This is a genomic window from Streptomyces sp. HM190, assembly GCF_009857135.1.
GTDB classification, from domain to species: domain Bacteria; phylum Actinomycetota; class Actinomycetes; order Streptomycetales; family Streptomycetaceae; genus Streptomyces; species Streptomyces heilongjiangensis.
In genome coordinates this window covers 4,856,364-4,878,361 of the sequence record NZ_CP047318.1, presented here as the reverse complement: position 1 = coordinate 4,878,361, position 21,998 = coordinate 4,856,364, and the positions used below count along the sequence as shown (strand labels likewise).

Below are 21,998 nucleotides of genomic sequence, written 5' to 3'. Positions count from 1 at the left end.
GGTGTTTGCCGTGACTGTTGGCCAGCTTGTTCGTTGGTGTGGTCATGGGTGGGGACCTTGCTGATGTCAGGCTGTGGGCGGGTGAACTGAGCACTCTGCATGAGCGGTTCGTGCACCGGTTCAACCGGGAGGAGCCACGGCAATCCGCTTTGGCGTACATGCGAGGGCTGATCGCGCCGCTGGAGCGGAAGAACGGCTGGACGCTTGCGGAAGAGGCCGGGCATGCGGGTCCCGACCGCATTCAGCGGCTGCTGAACCGGATCGAGTGGGACGCCGACGAGGTCCTGGAGGACGTGCGCGACTACATCGTGGAACACCTCGGAGACCCGGATGCCGTCCTGATCGTCGATGACACCGGGTTCCTGAAGAAGGGCATCCGCTCGGCCGGCGTCCAGCGGCAGTACTCCGGCACCGCCGGACGCACCGAGAACAGCCAGATCGGCGTGTTCCTCGCCTACGCCACGAGCCGCGGACGCACCCTGATCGACCGCAGGTTGTATCTGCCCACCTCCTGGACGGACGACCGGGACCGCTGCCGTCGGGCGGGCATCGACGACACGGTCGGCTTCGCCACGAAGGTGGCCATGGCCAAGGCGATGGTCCGCCGCGCGATCGCCGAGAAGATCCCGTTCGGCTGGGTGACAGCGGACGCCGCCTACGGCTTCAGCAAGGGCTGGCGCTACGAACTCGAGCAGGCGGACGTCTTCCACGTCATGGCCACCACCCGGCACGACACCGTCGTCACCCGATGGGCACTCGACCACCCCGTCCACGACCTGTTTCCCGGCCTGCCGAGGCAGAAGTGGAAACGCCGTTCCTGCGGTGAAGGGGCCCACGGCCGGCGGATCTACGACTGGGCCCGCGTCGAGGTGCGGCCCTGGCACCGCGCCGACCGCCGGCACTGGGTGCTGGCCCGCCGCAGCGTGAGCAGGCCCGAGGAGATCTCCTACTACATCGCCTACTGCCCCGCCGGCACCACCCTGGATCAGCTGATCCGCATCGCGGGCAGCCGCTGGGCGGTCGAGGAATGCTTCCAGGCCGCGAAGCAGGAATGCGGCCTGGACGACTACCAGGTCCGCCGCTATCCCGGCTGGCACCGCCACATGACCCTGGCCATGGCCGCCCACGCCTGCCTGACCGTCCTGCGGGCCCGCCAGCTGGACGCGGAGAAAGCAGAAACGGATCCTCCCAGCTCATCCACCTCAGCCTCGCCGAGATCAGACGCCTGATCACCCGACTCACCAACCGCCGGCCCACCCCGGTCGATCACATCCTGCACTGGTCGACCTGGAGACGACGACGCCAGCACCAGGCCCGCATCAGTCACTACAAGCGACGCGGACACAGTCCCTGAACTGGTCAGCAATCAGCACAAGCACCGTTGCAGTACTAGGGTGTGTGTCGAAAGTGGATCTTGAACGTGAGATGATCTTGCTTCGTGGCACGTGGAGATCTGACGGACGCGCAATGGGCGGTGCTGGAACCGCTGTTGCCGAAGGGCAAGAAGCCCGGACGGCCGCCGACGTGGGCCAGGCGGCAGCTGATCGACGGCATACGGTTCCGGGTCCGTACTGGCGTTCCGTGGCGGGACCTGCCCGCCGAGTACGGGCCGTGGGGCCGGGCGTACGACTTGTTCCGGCGGTGGCAGCGGGACGGCACCTGGCATCGGATCTTCACCGCGCTCCAGGCCCGGGCCGACGCGAAAGAGCTGATCACCTGGGACATCAACGTCGACTCCACGGTGTGTCGGGCCCACCAGCACGCCGCCGGGGCAAGGAAAAAGGGGAGCTGCAGAAGGAGCCGCCCGGCGGCGTCGGCGTCGAGCCCGACGACCACGGCCTCGGCCGCTCGCGCGGTGGCCTGACCACCAAGCTGCACCTGGCCGTCGAACAAGGCCAGAAGCCCATGTCCATCGTGATCACGGCCGGCCAGCGGGGCGACTCCCCGCAGTTCGAGCCTGTCCTGAACAAGATCCGCGTCCCGCGTCTTGGCCCAGGCAGGCCGCGCACCCGGCCCGATCGTGTGCGCGCCGACAAGGCGTACGCCTCCCGGAAGAACCGCGCTTACCTGCGGCAGCGCAGGATCCGCTGCACCATCCCGGACAAGGCCGACCAGGCCCGCAACCGCAAGAAACGCGGCTCGCGCGGCGGCCGACCGCCGAAGTTCGACCCGCAGGACTACAAGGCTCGGCACGCGGTCGAGTGCGGCATCAACCGCCTCAAAAGGCACCGGGCCGTGGCCACGAGGTACGACAAGCTCGCGGTCCGCTACGAGGCGACCGTCCTCGTAGCGGCCATCAATGAATGGCTGTGACCAGCACATTCGATACACGCCCTAGTGAATAACGAGGTTACGCAGGAGCCAGTACTCTCCGGGCCGTGACCAGCACGGACCTTGGAGACGTCCTCACGGGCGGCGGTGTCCCGGAACAAGTGGAGCGGGTTTTCGATCACCCAGTGCGCCCTCAGGTTCTTCGCGATCCGTTCGGGGGATACCGAGCCGCTGGTCAGGTCGGTGATGACGTAGACCGTCTCCCGGCTCCGTTTACCGGTCCTGGTGTCGATGAGATGCCGTACCGCCCTGGCGACTTGATCGCCGCACCGGACGCCGACGCGTTTGCCGGTGACTGAACACACGAGCTCAAACCTAGCCCTGATCACGTTCGCCCCGCGCGCACCGTTCCGGACGGCACGAAACTCATCCGGACAGGGCCCCCACGACAGCGTTGTCACGACTCCCGGCTTGCACAGCCCACCGGCCCATCGAGGACCGCAATACCGACCAGGCAGATTTCGGTCCCGCGCCGACCACGCGGAGGCCGGGACCACGGGGCTGCCTCGGTCATCACCGCGCCGGCAAGTCAACGACTTGGCGCGTTTTTTGAGCACATCCGAACTATGGGGGGAACAGCAGGATGTTACCTGTGTCTGGTGTCGCGAATGTCCGCCGACAGAGCGGTGAGACCACGACACCGCTCTATGTCCAGATCAAGGTGAGACTCAGAGCAGACATAGCGTCCGGCCTGTATGCCCGGGGAGAACAACTTCCCCCGGCGGACCAACTCGGCAAGAAATACGGGGCCAACAAGAACACCGTTCTGCGGGCACTGCGGATGCTGCGGAGCGAGGGAATCATCGATTTCGGCCGTGGCCGCGGCCCCGTCGTCCTCCATTCCTCACATCCGATGAACATGGACGACATCTCCGCACAACTCCAGCAGGTCGTCAACCTGGCGGATGTATCCGGCATTTCACGCACCGCGATCATCTCCGCCATCGAGCGAATGCCTCGCGTGGTGGCGCGCCACGGGCGGACGCAGTGCGGTCCACTCCACTCGCCGCAGGCCCGGCGGACTCTGTGACACCACTGCTGGATCGGCGTGGTGCCAATGAAGCTCATACGGAGAGTGAAGAAGAACCTAAGAAAGCCAGGTCGATCCACTGCGCCGGGTCTACCCGCCCCACGAGTGGACGGCACGTCTTCGCGCTGGTGGCAGCCATGTCGGTGGACGCCGAACGGCGGACCGGGCGTGGCCACCCAAAGTGGTGGGCCCGGACTGCTTCTTGATCGGTTCTCGGAGTGGGACCAAGATTTTCTCTGTGAGCGGCACCCGATTTCCCGAAATCGAGTGCCGCCCCGTCAGAAATTCCCGTGAGAGAAAGGACAAGGAATATGGCCAGGAAGGTCTACGAGGTTCCGGCGCTGTCCAAGGCCGGCGACTTCCGCAAGGACACCGGATTCCTGAAGCGCGGGCCGCACGAGCCCAAGGTCCGTCTGCCTCTGGGCCTGTAGTCCGATGACAGACCACGGCGAGGGATGGTTCACGCTGTTCCCGGACTGTGAGGCCGCCCTCGCCGTGGCCTCCCGCATGGTGACACGTGCCGCTCGAACCATCGCCCACCCCTCCGGAAACCCGTTTATCTTGGGCGACTGGCTCACCTCCGTCCAAGCCCGCAACGGACACGGCCTGTTCGTGGCGCTGATCGGGCACACGCCCGTCGGTCAACGCGAACTCGAAGCCCACATCGCCGACGTGAGGGACATCGACGCACTCGACCGCCTGACCGCGCGCCTGCCCGGCGACTTCCACGCCGTCGTGGAGGCACACGGCGAGATCCACGCCCGCGGCACGGCCGGCGGGCTGCGCCGCCTGTTCCACGCCACCGTCGGCGCCGCGGTCACCGTGTCCGCCAACCGCGCCGACACTCTGGCGCGGTTGCTCGACGCACCACTGGACGAGGACATGCTCGCCCTTCGTCTCCTGGACTTCGTACCCCATCCGCTGGGTGACGTGCCGCTGTGGCGCGGTGTGCACGCCGTCGTTCCCGGCGACCTCCTCCGGTTCGGCCGGGGCAGGACCGGGACGGTCCGCTGGTGGGAACCCCCACACAACCATGTCCCGCTCGTCGAGGGTGCCGAGGCGCTGCGCGAGGCACTCGACGACGCCGTACGTTTCCGGGTGGCCGCGGCCGAAACAGTCAGCTGCGACCTGTCCGGCGGCCTGGACTCCACCACCATCTGCGCCCTAGCCGCCCGAGCGAGCGCGGAGCCGCTGCCCGCGCTCACCATGCCCAGCCGGGACATCGGTGACGACGACGTGCACTGGGCCCGGCTGGCGGCGTCCGAGATCGACGGCCTGGAACACATCCTGTTGGGCATCGACGAGATCCCGCTGTTCTACAGCGGTCTGCTCGACGTCACCGGTCCCGTCGACGAACCGCTGCCCACGATCATCGACCAGCCCCGCCAACTGGTCGGCCACGACGGACTCCTCGCCCGTGGCTCGCGGCTGCACTTCACCGGCATGGGCGGCGACCACGTCCTGTGGGGGCACCCCGCCCATCACCGGGATCTGCTGACCACCCGTCCGCTCAAGGCGCTGCGCAGCATCCGGGGTTACCGTGCCCAGAACCGCTGGTCGTTGCGGGAGACGGTGTCGGTGCTCACCGACCGGCGGCCGTACGGCCAGTGGCTGGCGGACACCGCCGACCGGATCACCGCCCCCCGGCCGGCTCCGCACAGTCCAGACGTCTTCGCCTGGGACATACCGCCGCGGTTGCCGACGTGGGTCACACCCGACGCCGCCGACTCCGTACGCAGGAAGCTACGGGAGGCCGCGGCGACGGCCGAGCCTCGTGGCGCCACCCACGCACTGCACAACGAACTCCAGACGCTTCACCACGGGACGCGCGCCACCCGCGTTCTGCACCAGGTGGCAGAGCACAGCGGACTGCCGTTGGCCAGCCCGTTCCTGGACGACCGGGTCATCACGGCGTGCTGGTCCGTACGTTCCGAGGAGCGCACCACCCCTTGGGAGTTCAAGCCGCTGCTGAAGACAGCGATGCGCGGTCATGTACCCGACGCCCTGCTGCGGCGTACCACCAAGGGCGAGGCATCGGTCGACGCGGCCAACGGCCTGCGGGAGAACCGGGTGCGGTTGGCCGAACTGTGGCGGGAGTCGCACCTCGCCAAGGCTGGCCTCGTCGATGCCGAACGCCTCGTGGACATCACCCTCCGGCCCTCGTCGCCCGAACTGCGGCACGGCGGCCTCGACGCCACGCTCGCCTGCGAGATCTGGCTTCGCACCATCTGAAGGGGAACATCTCCATGCAATTGCGCGAGGACGTGTCCTTGGTCGACACGGACTACGGCAAGGTCCTGCTGAACGGCGGTACGGGCGAGTACTGGGAACTCAACCCGACCGGCGGTCTGATCCTGGCGGCCCTACTCGAAGGCAGTCCGACCGAGGAGATCATCGGCACACTGTGCGCCGAGTTCGAGGTTGACGAGGACCGCGCGACGACCGACGTAGCCGCGCTGCTGTCCGCCCTGCGCGAGGCCCGGCTGGTGAGGGCATGAGCTTCCACCCGGTGCCGGAGACGCATACGGGAACGTCGTTCGGGCAACGCGCCCAGGCCCGTGTCGCTGTCGCCGTGGCGCGGCCGCTCCTGCTTCTCCCGCCGGCCCGCCTGGGCCGGCTGCTCCGCCGCGTGGCGCGCGGAGCCCGCCCGGCCGGTCACGACAGAGCCCTTCGCGCCCGCCGAGCGGTCACCACCGTCAGCGCGGTGTGCGCCGGACGGGAGGGCTGTCTGCCTCGTTCCGTCGCCACGGCCCTGCTGTGCCGGGCCAGGGGAGAGTGGCCCACCTGGTGCGTCGGCGTCCGCAGCGCGCCGCCGTTCGGCGCCCACGCCTGGGTCGAGGCGGATGGCCGACTGGTGGGCGAGGAGCTGCCCCAGGGCTACTTCCAGGTGCTGATCGGTGTGAGCGCCGGGGCAGGGAAGAGGGGTCGCTCATGAGCGGCGACGTCAAGGCGACCGCTGCCGGGGGCACCGGGGCGGTCCAGGACCAGGCGGGGTCGGCCCAGGAGACCGACGGCCCACGCATCGGCGATCTGCTGCGCCTGCTGCGGGGCAGCGGCCGTACCGTGGTCGCGGCGCTCGTGCTGACGGTCACGGGTACGGTGGTCGGCCTGTTCCAGCCGCTGCTGACCATGCGTCTGATCGACCGGGTCTCGGCCCACGAAGCCGTCGCTTCGCTCGTCTTGGCCCTGACCGCTCTCTTCCTCGCCCAGGCGGCGCTGGAGGCCGGCGGTCAGTACCTGCTGGACGTGACCGGCGAAAGCGTGGTCCGGCGGCTGCGGCGCCGGCTCGTCGAGCGACTGATGTTCGTCCGGATCCAGGAACTCGACGGCCGGCGGACCGGCGATCTGCTGTCACGGGTCGGGACCGACACCACCGTGCTGCGCGACATGGTGGCCGGCAGCTTCGTCCAACTCGTCACCGTAGGCGTCACCGGCATCGGTGCCGCAGGGCTGATGCTCTGGATCGACCCGGTGATGTTCCTCATGGTCGCCGCAACACTTGTGGTCGCCGCCGTCCTCGTCGCCGGTGTGATGGCCGGCATCCGCAGCAGCACCGAGCAGGCCCTCGCCGGCGTCGGAGCGATGACCGCCGACCTCGAACGCGCGCTCGGCGGCATCAGGACGGTCCGGGCCGCCCGTGCCGAGCGCCGGGAGGCCGAACGCATCGGAGCGGACGTCGACACCGCCTACACCGCGGGACTGCGCTCCGCGCGGCTGGGCTCCGTCGTGGGACCGGCCATGGAGATCGCGGTCAACGGTTCGTTCCTCCTCGTCCTGTTGATCGGCGCGGTCCGTGTGTCGAACGGATCAATGACCGTCAGCGAGCTCGTGGCGTTTCTCCTGTTCGCCACCTACCTCGTCATGCCGCTCGCGGGACTCTTCAACGCGCTCAGCCTCATCCAGCGCGGCCTGGGATCGCTCGGCCGGATCGAGGATGTCCTGGGACTGCCCGTGGAAGAGGTCACGCAGGCGCCGGCGACGCCACCCGCGGCTTCCTCATCGACGCTGCTCGATCTGCGGAACGTCACCTTCTCGTACGGTGAACGGCCCGTGCTGCGCGACGTCTCCTTCACGGTGCCGCGGACCGGCATCGTCGCGCTCGTGGGACGCTCCGGTGCCGGGAAGACCACCATCGTGTCGCTCGTGGAGAAGTTCTACGAGCCCGACGGCGGACACATCGCCTTCGACGGCACGGACATCCGCGATGTCGACCCGCGCGCACACCGTGCCCGGATCGGTCTCGTAGAGCAACACGCGCCCCTGCTGCACGGAACCCTGCGCGACAACCTGGTGTACGCGACTCCGGCGGCGGACGAGGAAAGCCTTCGCGAAACGCTGCGAATGGTCAACCTCGAAGAACTCGTCGAACGCCTTCCGGACGGGCTGCGGACAGAAGTCGGTGACCGCGGTTTCAATCTCTCCGGCGGAGAACGCCAACGAGTCGCCATTGCTCGCGCATTGCTGGGCCGACCGCACCTCCTGCTGCTGGACGAACCCACATCGCAACTCGACCTCATCAACGAACGGGAAATCACCGAGATGTTACGGAAAATATCCCGGAAACACGCTCTTCTGGTGGTGGCCCATCGAATGTCGACGGTACGCGCGGCCGACCGGATCGTCGTCCTGGACGACGGCCGGGTCAACGCCATGGGCACGCACGAACAATTGCTCACCGAAGACCCGTTCTACCGACGGCTGACCACCGACCATCTCAAACACCCTGACGCGGACAGGAGCATGGCAGCACCGTGAGTGGCACCGGCGCACCCCCTTCCGGCTCCGCATGCGCGGAGCCGCACTGGAGACCGGCCCTGGACCGAGTGGGCCGACTCACCCCCCGCGAGCAGGAGACCTTTCTTCTACTCGCCGAAGGACTGTCCAACGAGGCGATGGCGCAGCGCCTCCACGTGAGCGAGCGGACCGTACGTGCCCATGTGGCCGCCGTCATGGAGAAGCTGGAACTCGATTCCCGCCTGACCGCCTGCCTGGCGTCGTACACATTCTTGACGGAAAGACGATCCGACGCCCGCCCGGGCGAGCTGGATAAATCCAGAAGCTGACTCCGGAAATATTGTCGTCACGGCCAATAGAAACTCCCTGACACGATTCGACATGATTCTTTGCACGCCGGGAAAACACCGGCGCTCCCGGCTGGCCTCACGGCCGGGAAAGGAATCACGAAAGGAAATGAAATGTCGGACGCATTCGACCTCGACGCCCGGATCTCCGCTCCCTCCGCCGGCCCCGCCGGCGAGCAGGCGCCCCCGCCGTCCATCTCGCAGATCGCGACCAGGACGGTCTGCACCAAGAGTGTCTGCCAGGTCACCAGCACCTGCGCCTGCACCTCGGTGTGCACGGTCTTCTGCTCGCCCGGTAAGTGATCTCGGGCTGAACGCCTGACGGGTGCCGCCGTGCCCGCGTCACGGCGGCACCCGTCATACAGAGCCCGAGAGACACGCCGAACAGACAGGGACAGACCATGCAACTCGCCCACCACGGTACGGGGACCAGGATCCGCGCGGCCGACCTCGGACTCGTGCACCGCGTACGGACGGCCGTCCAGCACGTCGTCGCACAGACGTCGACCACGGCGCAGGTCGACGACCTGGCGTTGCTCGCCGCCGAACAGAGTGACACGTCCCGCGGCTGGTACCCGCCCAGTGTCGCCCACGGGCAGGCGGGTACGGCGCTCCTGCACCTCTACGCCGCACGGGCGGGCATGGGCGACCTCGACACGGCCTTCGCACACATGCGCGAGGCGGTTCTGTCCACCCAGGTCGAACCCCTCGACCACCATGGTCTGTTCGCCGGCACCAGCGGCCTCGCCCTCGCGCTCGCGGACGTCACCCGCGACGAGCCCCGCTTCCGCCCCAGCCTGGACCGGCTGTACGAACAACTCGCCGACCAGATCCTCGCCGCGCCACCGCGACAGACCGAGCGGGCCGTCAGCGACCTGGACTACGACCTCGTGACCGGAGCGGCCGGCACCCTCGTCCAGCTCAGCTCCCTCACCGAACCAACCGACCGGATCTCCGAGGCCGCCGGCGCACTCGTCGACTACCTGATCTGGCTCAGCCGACCTGCCGAGACCGCAGGCACACCGCACCGCTGGCTCATCACCCCGGCGTACTACCCGCCCGTCGCCGACTACCACGCCAAATACCCGCACGGCTACCTCAACCTGGGCCTGTCGCACGGAGTTCCGGGGGTGGCCGCCGCGCTTGCCGTCGCCTGGGAGGCTGGCCACCGCCGCCCGGGCCACCTGGAGGCCGTCGCCACCTTCACTCGCTGGATCCGGGCCCAGGCCGCCGTCGACGAGCACGGCCCCGTGTGGGGCGACGGCACGCCCGTCGACGAGCACGGTCAGGAGGTCACCTCCGGGTCCGGACACGATCGGGTCGCCTGGTGCTACGGCAGCGTGGGCGTCGCCGGCGCGCTCCTGACCATCGCCACGGCCACCGCGGACGAGGAACTGCACGCCACTGCCGTCGCGGCCTTCGACGCCGCACTGACCCGTGCTCGAGATCTCGCACCGCTGTCACCCACTCTCTGCCACGGCCTCGCCGGACTCGTCATGCTCGCCCTGGAGTTCGCGCCCTGGAGCGCGACCGCCCGCGACCGGCTGCCGGAGCTGGTCGGGCAGTTGCTCGACCGACACGATCCGGACCGCCCGCTCGGCTTCACGGACGTGCCCCGCCCCGGACAGGCCGTCGACGATCCGGGGCTCCTCACCGGGGCCACCGGCGTCGCCCTCACCCTGCTCGCTGCCATCGGCGAGGAGCGACCCCACTGGTTCCGCATCTTCCTCGCCCGGTGACGGCCATGTCCCCGTACGAGCCCGCCGGCTTCTTCCTCCTCCGCTCCCCTGTCCTGCCCGTGGACACCTATCTCGACATCATGGCCGACCCCGCCCGCACCCCGCAGGCCCTGGTCGACCTCGCCGGCCGTCCCGACATCGCCCGCGCTCTGCTCATCGCGAGCGAGGATCTGACCGGCGGTCTCGGCCGGCTCGACAGCCTGAGCGAGAAGCGCACCCGGCGGCTGCACTCCCGGCTGCTGCGGTACGCGACGCGCATGGCGACTCGGCCCACGCCCTTCGGCGCGTTTTCCGGCGTGGCGATGGGAACGTTCGGACCCGGCTCGGAAGCCCGGCTCGGCCGGCCCCAGGAGCACCGAGTCCGCGTGCGCGCCGACATGGGCTGGCTGCTCGCCCTGATCGAGCGGCTGGAGACGGACCCCGCCCTACTGCGCCAACTCCACCTCGTCCTCAACCCCATGGCCCATCTCGCCGGCGACCGCGTCGTCCTGCCGCAGGCCGACAAGTACGGCCGACACGACGCGCGCACGGTGCGCGTCCGGGCCACCCCCGCCGTGGACCTGGTCATGCGGACGGCCGCCGTACCTGTCCCCTACGAGCGGCTCACGGCCGAACTGTCGACCGCCTTCCCGGAGGTGTCGCCGGAGTCCGTCGAGAGGCTGGTCCGCCAACTGTGGGACCTCGGCTTCCTCACCGGCGACCTGCGGCCCCCGCAAACCGCGGAACGCCCTGAGCTGCACGTCCTGAAGAAACTCACCGGCGTCCCGGCCGCCACCGCCGCCGCCGAACAGCTGCGTGCGGTGGCCGACCTGGCCGACCGTGTCCACGACACCGAGTCGCTGCGGCGGCTGTCGGTCGCCCAGCGCGACCTGGTCCCCGAGCACACGGACCGGACCTACCAGGCCGACACCGCACTGGACCTGCGCGATCCGGTCCTGAACGAGTCGATTGCGCAGGAAGTCGCCGAAGCCGTGGGCGTCCTGGTCCGGCTCAGCGCAGCCCACGGCACGCGCACCCATCTGACCCGCTACCGCGAGGAGTTCACCGAGCGCTACGGCGCCGGGACACGCGTACCGGTCCTCAGCCTGCTCAGTCCCGACACCGGGCTGGACGCGCCGCCCACCTACACCAATCCGCCCCGCGGTATCGCGCTGCCTCCCGCGCCCGCCGAGGACACCTCCCGGCTGGACGGCGCGCTCGTCGAGTTCGCCCAGCAGGCGTGGTGGGACCGGGCCGTCGAGGTCGGGCTGACCGACGCCTGGCTGGACCGGCTCGCCCCGGCCCGCCCCGGGCCGGGGGACCCGCCACCCGCGCTAGAGGCGTACGTCCAGATCGACGCCTCGGACCGCAAGGCCCTGGACCGGGGCGAGTGGCGGGCGGTCCTGCGATCCGACAGCCTCGCCTACGGCGGACGCACCTTCGGACGCTTCGGCGACCTGCTCGGTGAGGCCGCCGGGGACCGGCTGCGCGACTATGCGCGGCGCGAGGAGGCCCTCTTCCCCGATGTCGCCTACGCGGACCTGGCGTTCCTGCCGCCGTACGGCCGGGCGGCCAATGTGACGCTGCGCCCCGCCATCCGGCCGTACGAGATTCCCGTCAACACGACGCCGTCGGTGGCCCCGGACCGGGTCGTCCCGCTGGACGACATCCTCGTGGGTGTCGCCGACGACCGGTTCCACCTCTGGTCCCGGCGACTGGACCGGGAGATCGTGGTCGCTCAGCACCACATGCTCAGCCCGACCCTCGCGCCGAATGTCGCGCGCTTCCTCATCGAAGTGTCTCAGGACGGCTGCATCCAGCCGACCGGATTCCACTGGGGGCCGGCCGAGGCGGCTCCGTTCCTGCCACGGGTGACCCGCGGCAGGGTGGTTCTGCGCCCCGCGCAATGGAGGCTCACCGCAGGCACCGCCGACGACCTCGACGGCTGGCGGGAGCGGTGGCGCGTACCCCGCCACGTCTACCTCGTCGAAGCCGACCAGCGGCTGTTGCTGGACCTCGACCACCCCGCCTGCCGAGTCGAACTCCGCGAGGAACTGGACAAGCAGCGCACCCTCGTCCTCCACGAGATGCTGCCGTCGTTCGACGGCATGTGGCTCCAGGACACCGCTGGCGACCGCTACGCGGCCGAGGTCGTCGTACCGGTCGTGCTCCGGGACGCAGCGCGCGCCACCCGCCGCTCCCTGCCGCGCGGCAGGCAGGAAGTCCCCGTGGAACGCCATCTACCGGGCGGCGAGTGGACCTTCCTCAAGGTCTACGCGGCACCCGAGCGGCAGGACGAGATCATCGCCGGCCCACTGCGCGACCTCGTCGCCGAACTGCGGCGACAGGGCCTGCTCGACCGCTGGTTCTACATCCGTTACGCCGACCCCTTTCCCCACCTGCGACTGCGGGTACGGGGGACGGACGCCGCCCGCGCTCTGACCCTCGTAACGACATGGGGCCGGAGCCTGGTCGGTCAGGGGCTTGCCAGGGACATCGAACTGGCCGGCTACGCACCGGAGATCGCCCGCTACGGTGGCCCGGAGGTCTTCGACGCCGCTGAGCTGATGTTCCAGGCCAGCAGCGAGACCACGGCGTCGCTGCTGGCTCGACGGCTCGACATCAGACCGGAGTTCCTCGCCGTCGCCGCCCTGGACACGCTGTACACGCAGTGGGGTGGCCGACCGTCCCTGCGCACTGGGCACATCATCGACCAGGACGATGTCCAGGTACGTGACACCCGGCAGCTGTTCCACGCGCACCGCGCCTACCTGTGCGAGCTTCTCAGCCCCTGGGATCGCGCCCCGCACGAGGAGGGCAGGAGCCACCGGCTGCTGCTCCATGAGATTTTCGCGGACCAGGCGTCCTCCGCCGGGCGGATGGCCGAGGCCGTACGCCAGGCGGAGCGGGACGGGGTGCTCGTCGGATCGGAGGACGGGATCCTTGCGAGCCTGGCCCATATGCAGATCAACCGCCTGTTGCCCATAGACCTGGACCGGGAGGCTCGCAGCCATGCCCTGTGGGCGCACGTACTGCGCGCGATCCGCGGCCGCGCCGCCGCGGCGGCCAGGGAGGAACGATGATCTGGCTCCGCGTCACCGTCCTGTTCTGGGGACTCAGCCCTCTGCGGATATCGGGCTTCGCGGCCGTGTCCATGCTTCTCGCCCTCGTCCCGGCCGCCCAGATCGGGCTCGTCGCTTCCGCGGTGCAGAGCGTGGCCGACGCCGTCGCCGGTGATGCCGACGCTGGGCGGTCCGCCCTCCTCTCGGGTGGCCTCCTGATGGCGGTGAGCCTCGCCAGCCACCTGCTGGGCACCTGCCTCCAATACCTCGACTCGCTCCTGCGGCTCGAACTCACCGCCCGCGTGGGCGAGTGGGTGATGCGCAAGGGCACGATGCTCGATCTGCAGCAGTATGAGGACGCGGCGGTCTACGACAACATGCAGCGCGCCTTCCAGGAGAGCAGCGGCGGCCGTGTCTATCAGGTGTTCACCCAACTCCTTGAGGTTGCCCGGGAGTTGGTCACTCTGGTGACCGTCAGCGTGGTGCTCTTCTCCTGGAGTCCCTGGATCGCCCTGGCGATCCTGTTCTCGCCCGTCCCGTCGGTGATCTCGTACATGTTCTTCAGCCACAAGGGCTACGAGATCGAGTATGAGCGGGCCTCCGACCGACGCCGCCTTTACTACTACCAGCACCTCACGACCAGCGACCATTCGTACAAGGAGATACGGCTCTTCCAACTGGGCCCGCACCTCCTGGACCTCTACACCCGCCTCGTGCGGACCTTCTTCGACACTGACCGGCGTCTGGCCCGTCGCCAGTCCCTGCTCGGTGGCGCTCTCGGCTTTCTCAGCGTCGCCGCCTCGTCGGGTGCCGTGTTGTGGGCCATCCACACCACCATCGACGCCGGCCGGATAGGGCAGCTCGCGGGCTACCTCCAGGCCGTCGGATCGATCCAGGTGTCCGCGCATGCCATGCTGCTCGGCATCGCCGCCCTGTACAAGGACAGCCTGTTCCTCGGCAACCTCTTCGATTTCTTCGCGCTGCCCGAACGGCAGCTCAAGGGCGGCACCAGGGCCTTCCCCGACAAGCTCCGCAAGGGCATCGAGTTCCGCGACGTGCGCTTCGTCTACCCCGGAACCGATCGCGTCGTCCTGGACGGTGTCAGTTTCACCATCCCCGCAGGCCGGTGCGTTGCTCTGGTGGGGCAGAACGGTGCTGGCAAAACCACGCTCGTCAAACTCCTCACTCGCCTGTACGAGCCGAGCGGCGGCCGGATCCTCGTTGACGACGTGCCCATCGAGGAGTACGACATCGACGACCTGCAACGTCACATGGGCGTCATTTTCCAGGACTTCATCCGCTACGAGCTGCCGGTGCGCGACAACATCGGCTTCGGCCGGGTGGAGGCTCGTCAGGACACGGAGCGAGTCGCCGAGGCGGCACGTGCGGCCGGGGCCGAGGGCATCGTCGAGTCGTTGCCGCAGAAGTACGACACCATGCTCGGACGCCACTTCGAGGACGGTCACCAGCTCTCCGGCGGGCAGTGGCAGAAGATGGCGCTGAGCCGGGCGTTCATGCGACGCGCACCGGTCGTCGTTCTGGACGAGCCGACGGCCGCCATCGACGCCGAAGCGGAAGCGGAGATCTTCACCCGGTTGAAGGAAATCGCCCGCGGCGCCACGTCCCTGGTCATAGCCCACCGTTTCTCCACGGTCCGGATGGCGGATCACATCGTCGTGGTGGAGAACGGCAAGGTGATCGAGCACGGCGTGCACCAGGACCTCGTCCGGGCCGACGGTGTCTACGCCCGTCTCTTCCGTCTCCAGGCTTCGGGCTACCTGACCGAAGCCGTGTCCCCCTAGAGGTCGAGCGATGCGTGTGTCCGTCCTGTACCCCGTCATGCCGACGGATCCTCGATCGGTGGTTCCTTTCGCCGAGTTCGTTCGTGACGGGTGGGCCGCCCGTTTGTGGCAGGGCCAGTCCCTGAGCGCGGACACCCACCAGGTGTTCGCCTACCTCGCCGGAATGGGATATCGCGTACCGGTCGGGACCAGCGTCGTCCTGATGCCGCTTCGCCACCCCATGGACGCCGCGATCCAGTCCCGCTCCCTGGCCATGCTCACCGGACACCGCATGGTCCTGGGCCTGGGAGCGGCGACGCCGGACTTCGTCACCGGACTACACGGGAAGCCGTACGACAGCCCGCGTGACGCCTGCGCCGCCTACCTCGGTGAGGTACGCCGTCTGCTGGACACCGAGCAGACACAGCCGACCAATGACGACGGTGGTGCCGTCAGCCTGCCCGGCATGCCGCACCCGTACGTGGAGACCGGGCTCGGCGTACTCCGGCCCGCCCTCGCGCGCGCCGCCGGCCGCGTGGCTGACACAGCGATCAGTTGGATGACTCCGCCCGGTTACGTGCGCGACACGCTGCTGCCCGCCATGGCGAAAGGGGCGGCCGAGGCCGGTCGGCCGGTGCCGCGCATGGTCACGGTCGTGCACGCCGCCGTCGACCGCCCCCACCGCAACGCGTATCGGCTCGCCTACACGGCGGCCCGCGCCCACCTCGCCGGCCCGCACTACACCGACATGCTGCGCCGGGCAGGCCTGCGCGTGCACCACAGCCGACCGAACCTCGGCGCCCGTGCCCTGGTCGACTCGGGCACCTTCGTGCACGGCACGCCCGAGGAAATCGCCGTACAACTGGCCGAATACGGCCGGGCCGGCGTGGACGAAGTTGTCCTCAACCTCGCCGGCGTGTATTCCGAACATGGCCAACCGGACGCCGTGCAAGACCTCCAGGACATCCTCACCTCGTGCCGGGGCCTGGAGAACGGTCACCCGATCCGGTAGGGCATCCCGGACCCGATATGCGCCGCTCAGCCGCCCGACGAGAAGAGACACCAAGTGCCCGACGACATCGCGCGCTGGCTGACCGAGCACGCCAGACCGCTCAGCACGCTGACACCGGGCGCTCCCGCCGACGACCTTGAACCGCTCCGCGACATCCTGCGCGGTGTGCGGATTGTCGGTCTCGGTGAATCCACCCACGGCACCAGCGAGTTCTTCCGGCTGAAGCACCGGATCATCGAGTTCCTGGTGCGGGAGGCGGGATTCGGCGTCCTCGCCATGGAGGCCAGCGAGTCAGCCGCCCACGCCCTGGACACGTACGTGCGGCACGGCACCGGCGACCCCGCACGGCTCGTCGCCAGGCTGGGATTCTGGACCTGGCGCACACAGGAGATGCTCGACCTCGTCGAGTGGCTGCGCAAGCACAACCGCGCTCTCCCCGAGGAACGGCGGGTCCGTTTCGTCGGCACGGACCCCCAGCGCAGCACCGACTCGGTCGAGGCGGTCGCCGCCTTCCTCCAGCGGGTCGCACCCGAGCGGACGGAGGAGATACGTGAACTCGATGTACTGAAGCAAGCTCGACCGGCGTCCCAGCCCGACCCGCGACAAACGCTCATGCGCCGCGCCGAAGCACTCGCCGACTTCCTGGAGAGCCTCCGCGAGAAGTTGTCCCGGCACACCGCGGACGAAACGTCGGAACCAGCGGACGGCATCGACGAAGCCCTGGAACACGCACGGATCCTCGTGCGTGCCGCCGATCTGGTGACCCGCTCCCCGGACCCGCACTCCGGCGCGGACAGCGTATTCGCCGTACGCGACCGCTACATGGCCGAGGCCGTGGCACGGCTCGTGGACGACAACCCCGAGGCGCGGGTCATGCTCTGGGCGCACAACGGACACATCGCGAAGAGCACATACGGCAAAAACGTGCCCGCGCTCGGCAGCGGGCTCCGCGAACGCTACGGCGACGCCTACTATGCGCTGGCCCTGCTCTTCGGTAAGGGCTCCTTCCTCGCACGACGCGGTGACGATTTCCAGGGCTCGCCGGTTCAGCATCACATCGGCACGGGATTCCGGTCCATTGAGGCACAGCTCGCCGACAGCGTCCTCGGTGACTACTACACCGACCTGCGAGTCGGCGGTACCTCACCCGAGGCCGCACAGTGGCTGTACGCCCCACATGCCCAGCGCGGCTTCGGTGCCAATGTGCCGCGATTCTTCTACCGCTTCCATGTGGCGCCGCTGGTGCCAGTGCAGGACTACGACGGCATCGCCTTCGTCGCCCGCTCAACCTGCTCGCACCTGCTGCCGCCGGAGGTGTGAGCAACGCCTTCACTCCTATGGCCACATGGCGAGCACGGCTTCAAGAGTCAACTTCCACATCGGCTCGGCTCCGGTGCCGAAGGCCGCAGCGAGCGCGTATCCGATGGCCGCGTCGCGGGGCTCCGGGGCGGCGTCCGGCTCCCATTCGGCCGTCACCTCCCCGTCTCCGGTCGACGTGAAGGCACCGATGACCACGCCGTCCCGTAACAGGCGGCTGCTGCTAAGGGAATCGGGCACCAACCGGTGCCCGGATCCCGTCTCCTCGGACCCGACGTCCACGCGGTAGGACCGGCGGGTCAGGAAACCCTTGGCAGGGCGCAGGGTCACGGCCGTGTCGTCGACCGTCATGATCAGGCACTGCGGGTCGCGCGTACCGATCGGCACATGGCTCTCCAGCGGTGTACCGGCGGCCCGCGTCATCTCGGCCCGCGGAAGACCACCGCCGTCGACAACCAAAGCCCCGTTGTCATGGTCCAGTTCGATGCCGATCGAACCGAAGAGCGGATCGTCGGCGCACACATGTGTGAACGAGTACATCAACAACTCCTTGCTTCGTGATCACCCTGTTGATCAATGTTCAGGCCAGCTTCCGTCAAGTCGCCGGACGTTGGGTGATTTTCCAGTCGGCAGGCCCTCGCCATGGGGAGCTGCCGCAGTGCGGCCAGTTTGTCTCTCTGCTCCGTCAACCGTCAGCTGCATGCCTCTCGACGACGCACGACCTCCGGCCAGCGTCGTCAGGGCCGCCGCCCCCCTACAGGAGAGCGCCGTCCGGCTTGTAGTGGCATCTCCTGTGGAAGCTGGAGGCCTGAGGAGGAAGTGCCCACACATGCTGCGCTGGTTCCGCGCCGGTCCATGCTGAACGCGTACTCGCCAGGAACGCTGTGCCACAAGGGAACAACAGGCAGCAGTGCGGCCCACCGGCCGATCCTGACCCTGTGCCCCGATCGGCTACTGAGTGGGTTCAAAGCTTGATCAACTCCAGGACCCGAGCTGGACGTGAGCCTTGAATCGCCCCGGGTTTGATGGAGACATCGAAGACCCGGAAGGATGCCGATCATGGCTGCTCCCCGTAAGTACCCCGACGAACTGCGCGAGCGTGCGACGCGTCTGGCGGTCGAGGCCCGCAAGGACCCGGCCGGTCGGGCCGGTGCGATCAAGCGGATCGCCGACCAGCTGGACGTGCACCCCGAGGCTCTGCGCGGCTGGGTCAAGCGGGCCGAGACCGATGAGGGCATCGTGCCCGGGACCACCAGCGGTGACGCCGCTCGGATCGCGGAGCTGGAGCGGGAGGTGAAGGAACTACGGCGGGCGAACGCGATATTGAAGCCTGCCTCGGCTTTCTTCGCCGCGGAGCTGGACCGTCCACTGCGATGAAGGTCGCCTACATCGACCAGTACAAGGAGACGTTCGGCGTCCAGCCGATCTGCGACGTCCTCGCTGAGACGGACGCGCCGATCGCGCCGAGCACCTACTACGCCGCCCGCACCCGCCCGCCCTCGGCCCGCAGCCTGCGAGACGAGGAGATGACCAGGGAGATACGCCGGATCCACGAGGCCAACTACAGCGTCTACGGGGCTCGCAAGGTCCACGCCGCCCTCCAGCGCGAGGGGTTCGAGGCGGCCCGCTGCACGGTCGAGCGCCTCATGCGCGCGGCCGGTCTGCGCGGGGTGATCCGGGCCAAGAGCCCACGCACCACCCGCCCCGCACCCGAGACCGACCGGCCCGCCGACCTGGTCGAGCGGCAGTTCACCGCGAGTGCGCCGAACCAGCTATGGGTCGCGGACATCACCTACATCAGAACCTTCTCCGGCTGGGTCTACGCCGCCTTCGTCATTGACGTCTTCTCCCGCATGGTCGTCGGCTGGCAGGTCGCCACCTCCCTCTATACCGACCTCGCCCTCGACGCGCTGGAGATGGCGATCTGGCGCCGCCGACACACCGGCGCCGACCTCACCGGCCTCACGCACCACTCCGACCGCGGAGTCCAATACCGGGCTCTGCGCTACACCGAACGTCTCGAGCATGAGGCCGCCGTGGCCTCGGTCGGCTCCAGGGGCGACACGTACGACAACGCCCTCGCCGAGGCGTTCAACAGCCTGTTCAAGGCCGAGCTGATCCGCAACAAGGGACCGTGGACCGGCATCAACGACATCGAGATCGCGGTCGCCGAGTACATCGACTGGTTCAACCAGCGCCGCCTCCACGGCGAGCTCGGCCACATCACCCCCGCCGAACACGAGGCCGCCCACTACCTCGCGGCCGAACCCCCTACATCACTCCAGAAAACCAGCTAACGCAGTCTCCACGAAACCCGGGGCTTGACACCTATCGGCATCGGACAGTCCCACCACTCCCGATCGCCCCATCGAAGACGATCGCACTTCACCCGTCGGTCCCGGGCCAGCGACAGCCCCCTGATGGAACGTCACGCACGCCTGTCCACCGGTTGTCCACCGAAACCGACCGCGTATGCCTGACCCGCCCCTCCTGGATGAGCAAAAGCCCAGCTCAGAGGCTCAAGCCGTCCACACGGTCACGGAAACCAAACCCCCGACCCACGCATTACGATCACAGACCCCAGAGGCGCAACTTGGGTCGATTTCAAGGTCATCCGAAACAAGAAACCCCAGGTCAAAGGCTTGACCTGGGGTTCACCATGGAGCCGCCTTCGGGATTCGAACCCGAGACCTACGCATTACGAGTGCGTTGCTCTGGCCATCTGAGCTAAGGCGGCGCGCTGTCCACACTATGGTGCGATCAGCAACGTCGGTAAGTCTACACAGTTTCTGGGGTGCTCCGAACCAGGGTCCGGAGCACCCCCGCGGCCCGGCCGCGCAGGACCGGGGGCGGGGTCGCGCGCCGTGCCCTCCGTCCGTGGAACAGGGTCCGCGTCAGGACGGTGAGCAGCGCTGTCCGTCAGCCGGAGGTGTGCCGCGCAGCAGGTACGTGTTGATCGCCGCGTCGATGCAGCCGCTGCCCCGCCCGTACGCCGTGTGACCGTCGCCGTCGTACGTGAGCAGGCGGGCGGAGGCGAGCTGGGAGGCCAGGGCCCGGGCCCAGCGGTAGGGGGTGGCGGGGTCGCGGGTGGTACCGACAACGACGATCGGGGCGGCGCCCTTCGCCTCGATCCGGTGCGGTGCCCCCGTCGGCCTCACCGGCCAGTACGCGCAGTTCAGCGAGGCCCAGGCCAGGGCCCGGCCGAACACCGGGGACGCCTTGCGGAACGCGGGCAGCGCACGCTCGACCTCGTCCGGCGTGGTGTAGGCCGCCGGGAGGTCGAGGCAGTTCACGGCCGCGTTGGCGTACATCAGGGTGGAGTAGCTGCCGTCGGCCTCCCGCTCGAAGTAGCCGTCGGAGAGGGCCAGCAGTCCGGCGCCGTTCCGGTCCCGGACGGCCTGGACGAGGGCCTGGCGGAGCCGCGGCCACGCCCTCTCGTCGTACATCGCCGCGATCACCCCTGTCGTCGCCAGGGACTCGCCGAGCCTCCGTCCGCCCGTCTCACCGGTCGGGAGCGGGTGTGCGTCCAGGCGCTCGAAGAGGGCGCTCAGGTTGTGGCCGACCTGCGCCGGCGTGCGCCCCAGTGGGCAGTTCTCCCGGCGTGCGCAGTCCTTCGCGAACGCCTGGAACGCCGTCTCGAAGCCAGCCGTCTGCTCCCGGTTCAGCCGGTCCGCGCTCAGGGACGGGTCGAGCGCCCCGTCCAGCACCAGCCGGCCGGCCCGCTCCGGGAACAGGCCCGCGTAGGTCGCGCCGAGGAACGTCCCGTACGAGGCCCCGACGTACGTCAGCTTCCGGTCCCCGAGCACGGCCCGCAGGACGTCCATGTCGCGGGCCGCCTCGACCGTGGACACATGGCGCAGCAGCTTGGGCGCCCGCTTCCCGCACCCCTCCGCGAACCGCTTGTACGCGGCGACCAGCGCGTCCTTCTCCGCCGCGTCGTCCGGGGTGAGGTCCGTCTGCGTGTACACGTCCATCTCGCGGCCGGTGAGGCACTCGACCCCCTCGCTGCCGGCCACGCCCCGCGGGTCGACGGCGACCATGTCGTACCGCGCGCGGATCCGCGCCGGGTAGGCGATGCCCGCATATCCCTGGAGGTAGCCGATGGCGGAGCCGCCGGGGCCGCCCGGGTTGACCAGCAGGGAACCTAGCCGCTCACCCGGGCCGGTGGCCTTCTTGCGGGAGACCGCCAGCTTGATGTCGCCGTCGCCCGGGTGCGCGTAGTCCAGGGGCGCCCTCAGCGTGGCGCACTGGAAGCCGGGCGTCTCGCAGTCGCGCCAGCGCAGCTTCTGCTTGTAGTAGGGCGCGAGCGCGACGGGTGTCGCGCGGGGCAGCGGGCCGAGGGCGGGCGCCCCGTCGTCCGCCGTGGCCGCCCGGCTCGCACCGCCGGAGGAACAGGCCGACACGAGCAGCGCCGCGGCGGCCAGCAACGCGCCGCCGACACGCGAGGACCGATACGGCCGGGGAGTACGAGTACGCCTGGTTCGCATCTCGCGAGCGTAACCACAGGCACCCGAATGATCACGAAAGGCGACGAATGCTCCTCGTAAGAGTGACGCGGTCAACCGAACGCCCGGTCCCACTCACCCGAACGCCCCGCACGCCACGTCCACACCCCCGTCCGCCCCCGTCCGCACCCGCTCGCCCGAGCCACCGGGCTACCGTGCGC

General features: G+C 69.0%; 17 protein-coding genes, 1 tRNA gene, 1 pseudogene and 1 other annotated feature. Of the genes and pseudogenes, 16 read left to right on the top strand and 3 right to left on the bottom strand.

What is annotated here, in order from left to right:
* Positions 1–44 precede the first annotated feature (44 nt).
* The 15 genes from GSY65_RS20810 to GSY65_RS20740 all read left to right on the top strand — a co-directional run bounded on the left by GSY65_RS20810 (position 45) and on the right by GSY65_RS20740 (position 17,335).
* Positions 45–1,229 (top strand): IS701 family transposase, encoded by a 1,185-nt coding sequence (locus tag GSY65_RS20810; RefSeq protein WP_159768082.1) that lies wholly within the window; start codon positions 45–47, stop codon positions 1,227–1,229.
* A gap of 209 nt (positions 1,230–1,438) precedes the next feature.
* Positions 1,439–2,313, top strand: a protein-coding gene (locus GSY65_RS20805) for an IS5 family transposase (protein WP_443043178.1) whose coding sequence is annotated in 2 segments (ribosomal slippage) — positions 1,439–1,828 and positions 1,831–2,313 — 873 coding nt in all. Because the reading frame shifts where the segments join, the coding sequence is not laid out codon by codon here.
* Between the two features lie 601 nt (positions 2,314–2,914).
* Positions 2,915–3,361, top strand: coding sequence for a GntR family transcriptional regulator (locus GSY65_RS20800; RefSeq protein WP_159771011.1), 447 nt, complete (start codon positions 2,915–2,917; stop codon positions 3,359–3,361).
* A 311-nt stretch (positions 3,362–3,672) separates the two neighbouring features.
* Entirely contained in the window at positions 3,673–3,792 is a 120-nt protein-coding gene (locus GSY65_RS20795) for a keywimysin-related RiPP (RefSeq protein WP_009303044.1), read from the top strand.
* Between the two features lie 4 nt (positions 3,793–3,796).
* On the top strand, positions 3,797–5,593 hold the full coding sequence (locus tag GSY65_RS20790) for an asparagine synthase-related protein (protein ID WP_159771008.1): 1,797 nt from the start codon (positions 3,797–3,799) through the stop codon (positions 5,591–5,593).
* A 14-nt stretch (positions 5,594–5,607) separates the two neighbouring features.
* A complete protein-coding gene (locus GSY65_RS20785; RefSeq protein ID WP_159771005.1) occupies positions 5,608–5,859 on the top strand; it encodes a lasso peptide biosynthesis PqqD family chaperone in 252 nt (83 codons plus the stop codon).
* A complete protein-coding gene (locus GSY65_RS20780) occupies positions 5,856–6,296 on the top strand; it encodes a lasso peptide biosynthesis B2 protein (RefSeq protein WP_236579934.1) in 441 nt (146 codons plus the stop codon). The genes GSY65_RS20785 and GSY65_RS20780 overlap by 4 nt, the downstream gene beginning before the upstream one ends.
* A gap of 128 nt (positions 6,297–6,424) precedes the next feature.
* The gene (locus GSY65_RS20775) at positions 6,425–8,116 is read left to right on the top strand and encodes an ABC transporter ATP-binding protein (RefSeq protein WP_236579933.1); all 1,692 of its coding nucleotides are present in this window, start codon (positions 6,425–6,427) and stop codon (positions 8,114–8,116) included.
* A 68-nt stretch (positions 8,117–8,184) separates the two neighbouring features.
* On the top strand, positions 8,185–8,424 hold the full coding sequence (locus GSY65_RS20770) for a response regulator transcription factor (protein WP_093781613.1): 240 nt from the start codon (positions 8,185–8,187) through the stop codon (positions 8,422–8,424).
* A gap of 132 nt (positions 8,425–8,556) precedes the next feature.
* The gene (locus tag GSY65_RS20765) at positions 8,557–8,745 is read left to right on the top strand and encodes an FDLD family class I lanthipeptide (protein ID WP_159770999.1); all 189 of its coding nucleotides are present in this window, start codon (positions 8,557–8,559) and stop codon (positions 8,743–8,745) included.
* Positions 8,746–8,843: 98 nt separating this feature from the next.
* Positions 8,844–10,181: a lanthionine synthetase C family protein gene (locus tag GSY65_RS20760; protein ID WP_159770996.1), complete on the top strand. Its 1,338-nt coding sequence runs from the start codon at positions 8,844–8,846 to the stop codon at positions 10,179–10,181.
* A gap of 5 nt (positions 10,182–10,186) precedes the next feature.
* Positions 10,187–13,243: a lantibiotic dehydratase gene (locus GSY65_RS20755; RefSeq protein WP_159770994.1), complete on the top strand. Its 3,057-nt coding sequence runs from the start codon at positions 10,187–10,189 to the stop codon at positions 13,241–13,243.
* Positions 13,240–15,024, top strand: a complete 1,785-nt coding sequence (locus tag GSY65_RS20750; protein WP_159770991.1) for an ABC transporter ATP-binding protein — start codon at positions 13,240–13,242, stop codon at positions 15,022–15,024. The genes GSY65_RS20755 and GSY65_RS20750 overlap by 4 nt, the downstream gene beginning before the upstream one ends.
* A 58-nt stretch (positions 15,025–15,082) precedes the next feature.
* The gene (locus GSY65_RS20745; RefSeq protein WP_236579931.1) at positions 15,083–16,015 is read left to right on the top strand and encodes an LLM class flavin-dependent oxidoreductase; all 933 of its coding nucleotides are present in this window, start codon (positions 15,083–15,085) and stop codon (positions 16,013–16,015) included.
* 54 nt (positions 16,016–16,069) lie between these two features.
* Positions 16,070–17,335, top strand: coding sequence for an erythromycin esterase family protein (locus tag GSY65_RS20740; RefSeq protein WP_159770985.1), 1,266 nt, complete (start codon positions 16,070–16,072; stop codon positions 17,333–17,335).
* A gap of 15 nt (positions 17,336–17,350) precedes the next feature.
* Here GSY65_RS20740 and GSY65_RS20735 read toward each other — a convergent pair whose 3' ends face one another.
* Positions 17,351–17,872 (bottom strand): hypothetical protein, encoded by a 522-nt coding sequence (locus GSY65_RS20735; protein WP_159770982.1) that lies wholly within the window; start codon positions 17,870–17,872, stop codon positions 17,351–17,353.
* Between the two features lie 519 nt (positions 17,873–18,391).
* Between GSY65_RS20735 and GSY65_RS20730 the strand changes: the two are divergent.
* A pseudogene (locus GSY65_RS20730) lies at positions 18,392–19,629 on the top strand (IS3 family transposase).
* Positions 18,670–18,798, top strand: a sequence feature (AL1L pseudoknot). Its footprint overlaps the pseudogene before it by 129 nt.
* A gap of 363 nt (positions 19,630–19,992) precedes the next feature.
* On the opposite strand, the gene GSY65_RS20725 reads toward GSY65_RS20730, so the two are convergent.
* Both GSY65_RS20725 and GSY65_RS20720 read right to left on the bottom strand, forming a co-directional pair.
* Positions 19,993–20,069 (bottom strand) — tRNA-Thr (locus tag GSY65_RS20725).
* A gap of 157 nt (positions 20,070–20,226) precedes the next feature.
* Entirely contained in the window at positions 20,227–21,819 is a 1,593-nt protein-coding gene (locus GSY65_RS20720) for an alpha/beta hydrolase (RefSeq protein ID WP_159770979.1), read from the bottom strand.
* Positions 21,820–21,998: the final 179 nt, after the last annotated feature.